The sequence below is a fragment of the Clostridium sp. genome (assembly GCF_021372645.1).
In the GTDB taxonomy this organism is placed as follows: domain Bacteria; phylum Bacillota; class Clostridia; order Clostridiales; family Clostridiaceae; genus Clostridium.
Genome location: NZ_JAJFUC010000084.1, coordinates 1 through 3,730, shown reverse-complemented (window position 1 = coordinate 3,730; position 3,730 = coordinate 1). Strand labels below are relative to the sequence as shown.

The window sequence follows — 3,730 nt, the reverse complement described above, 5'->3', positions numbered from 1 at the left end:
ACCTATAAGTTCTGCAAATTCTCCTATTGAATAATATTTCAAGTTAATCACTCCTTGAAATTATTATGCAATAAACTGTATTAAAAATAAATATATATTTATAAATTTTTATAAACTTTTTTCAACTGTTGTCTGCCTCCTAGTGTTTAAATTTAGGCACAATCAAAAATTAAAAATATTTATGGCAACTTTGGACTTATTATTTATTTTCATGTGCCTTAAAAAGCATATATAATATATAATGTACAATATTTAAATAAATAAATTTATATTATTATATATATATATATATATATTATGTATTTACATTAGAATTCTGATACAAATAATTAAAATTCAGATTGTATAATAAAAGCATTTATACGCTTAAGAACTTAGCAAGTTATATGTATAATACTGTTTAAAGTACCTTTAATGCCACATTATAGTTTCATTAAAATGAAAAAGCACGGGGCTGTCGCACTAAATAATTAGTTCGACAGCCCCTCAATTAGTAACATAGCCAAATATAAAATTCGGATGCTTACTTATATTCATTATTAGCTATATTTTTATAAGCTGCATATGTTGCATAGAAATATCCACCATAAACAATGAGCATTATTAACGCTGTTACTAATATTGACTTTAATTGATCTCCTGAACCTAAAGCCATTAAATATTTATTTACCACATTAATCCCTACATATGAGTGAACTATTGAAACTGCTAAAGGCAATATGAAAAATATTATTACTTGATTAAATATACTTTTGTTAATCATACTTTTTGTTGCACCAATTTTTCTTAAAGATTTATATCTTTCTATTGATTCATTACATTGCGATAACTGTTGAAGTGCAAGCACTGCTGCACTTGATAATAAGAATACTATGCCCAAATATACAGCAATAAACAATATTATTGCAGATAATCCTCTATTTGCATCATATGCCATTTCTCTAGTTTGACCATAAATCATATAATTTAATTTTTCATATTCACTATTATCATTTGTAAATTTGTAAAATATAGTTGTTAACTCTTTTTTAGCCTCTTCCTTATTACTACCTTTAAAATTCAAATTTAAAAATTCTTCACATGGTTCAAGCCCTTCCACTAAATCATCTGATACAATTAAATTAAACAGGCTGTCACTTGAAGGTGATGTTGAAATAGCTTCAGTTTCAATTTTCTTTTCTTTTATTTTAAATTCTTTATCTCCTATTTTTATTGAATTCTCTTTTAAAAGAAATCTGTTTAATATTTCTTTTAATGGTTCATAATTTGAAGATATTAATATTTCATCATTTCCTAAATTTATACTTGATTCTCCCTTTAACTTTCTCATTTCATTGTACTGAGATAACTTAATCATACTTAATTTTTCGAAAACTCTAATGTCTAATATTTGTTTTTGATCATCAGTTGTTGCATACTTTTCCAATAAATCTTTAGTGCTCATATCATAATTATATTGATTAAGTATAACGTAGTTTGAACTATTGTCTAAATCATAATTCAACTGTTTTAATGTATCAACTGATGAAAGAACATTATTGTTTTCCTTATCAAATACTTGTATAGATGCATCAAAGGGTGTTTGGTTTTTTAATGTTCCTTCTAGATAATTTTTTATACTAAGACCAGTTGATAGAGTTCCTATTGTCACAAATAACATCAAAGAAATCATTGTCATTGAAATAAAATTAGTATTAAACTTACTTGAAATTTGTCTTATACTAAATATATTTAATCCGTTTAAATATAAATTTTTATTCTTTTGAAGTATAAAAAACATAACTGATGCAATACCATAAAAGAAAAGTGCTGTTCCCACAACTCCAAGTGCTATTGATATTTTGAATTTATTATCATAAAAATTAAGTCCAGCCTTATTTATTAAATAGTAAGCATATCCTAATGTAATTAATGAAACACTTAGGATAACTGTTGCTAAATAAGGATTTTTGATCTTTACTTTTTCATTCTTCTTACTCGCAGACAATAAATCAATTAATTTGTATCGTGAAACAATAACCACATTAAATATCATAACTAATAAATACATTATTCCAAAATATAAAATTGTTTTTAGAATTGCACTAGTTGAAATAACAAAACTATATTTAGTCATTTGCACAGCAAAAAGTTTAGCCGTAAATATTGATAGCACTTGTGCAAATAACATTCCAAGTAAAAGTCCTGCAATTAATGATATTATTCCTATATATAAAGTTTCAAAAAATAATATTTTTGACATTTTCCTTTTGCTCATACCTAATACCATGTATATTCCAAATTCTTTTTTCCTTCTATTAATCAAAAATTTAGTTGCATATATTATAAGTCCACCCAAAATTACGGATACACCAATTGATATAACAGAAATCATCTGTCCCATAATTTTAACATATTCAGTTTGCCCCTTATTCATATCAACCATTACAGATTGTGAATCAATGGAATTGAAACTGTAAAATATACATACTGCAAATGTTAACGTTAAAAAATAAATAGTATAATCTTTAAAACTTTTTTTTACATTGTTTATTGCTATTTTAGAATACATCTTTAGAGTCACCTCCAAGAAGTGTAACAATATCTATTATCTTATTGAAAAATTCTTTTCTAGAGTCTTCGCCTCTGACTAATTCATTGAAAATCTTACCATCCTTTATGAACAATATTCTGTGAGCATAACTTGCAGTAAAAGCATCATGGGTTACCATTAAAATAGTTGCTTCTAATTCTTTATTTAATTTTTCAATAGAATTTAAAAGCAATTTAGCTGATTTTGAATCGAGAGCACCAGTTGGTTCATCTGCTAAAATAAGTTTTGGATTATTAACTATTGCCCTAGCTGCCGCAACTCTTTGTTTTTGTCCTCCAGATATTTGATATGGATATTTATTTAAGACATCATATATTTCTAAACTTTTAGTTGATTTTTTAACTAATTCATCAACTTCGATACCTTTTTTGCCTGCGATAGTTAGTGCCAATGCAATATTCTCATAAGCTGTTAATGTATCTAGCAAATTAAAATCTTGAAATATAAATCCTAATTTATCTCTTCTGAATTTTTCTAATTTCTTGTTTTTTAATCTTGTAATATCGTCCGAATCAATTTCAATAGCTCCTGTTGTAACATTATCTATTGTTGATATACAATTTAAGAGAGTTGTCTTCCCACTTCCTGATGGCCCCATTATCCCAACAAATTCACCTTTTTCAACCTTAAAGCTTATATTATCAAGTGCCTTTGTCACATTTTCTTTATTTCCATAATACTTCTCTACATTTTGTACATTTAATATATTTTCCATAAACTTTCCTCCTGATTACATATATGTTTTAATTAATAGGCTTATTTAAGCCTATGACTATATTCTAAACCCCTTTGTTTTTTTCTCATATTGAAGTATCTTTCAATCATCTTACATTATTGTAAGATAACAATGTAGAGAGAGGTAGTATTTTAGGCACAATTAAAAAAATAACAAGTCCATTTGCCTATTTCATATCCTAAGTTTATACGCAAAAAAGAGTTATAATATAAATATTATAACTCTTGAAATAAACAAACTATCTTCTGTTATTTTGTTGTTTTCTAGCTCTTCTACAATCAGGACATCTTACTGGTTCGTTTTCAAATCCTTTTTCTTTGTAGAATTCTTGTTCTCCAGTTGTGAATACAAATTCATTTCCGCAATCTTTACATACTAAAGTTTTATCTTCCATTATTAAA

3 protein-coding genes are annotated in these 3,730 nt (G+C 25.9%); all 3 read right to left on the bottom strand.

Features of this window, described 5'->3' with window-relative positions; all coding sequences use genetic code 11:
- Positions 1-523 precede the first annotated feature (523 nt).
- Positions 524-2,551: an ABC transporter permease gene (locus LLF98_RS12750; protein WP_291704167.1), complete on the bottom strand. Its 2,028-nt coding sequence runs from the start codon at positions 2,549-2,551 to the stop codon at positions 524-526.
- Positions 2,541-3,308, bottom strand: coding sequence for an ABC transporter ATP-binding protein (locus LLF98_RS12745; protein WP_291704165.1), 768 nt, complete (start codon positions 3,306-3,308; stop codon positions 2,541-2,543). The genes LLF98_RS12750 and LLF98_RS12745 overlap by 11 nt, the downstream gene beginning before the upstream one ends.
- Positions 3,309-3,567: 259 nt before the next feature.
- Complete coding sequence (locus LLF98_RS12740) at positions 3,568-3,723, bottom strand: zinc-ribbon domain-containing protein (RefSeq protein ID WP_158337274.1); 156 nt, start codon at positions 3,721-3,723, stop codon at positions 3,568-3,570.
- Positions 3,724-3,730: the final 7 nt, after the last annotated feature.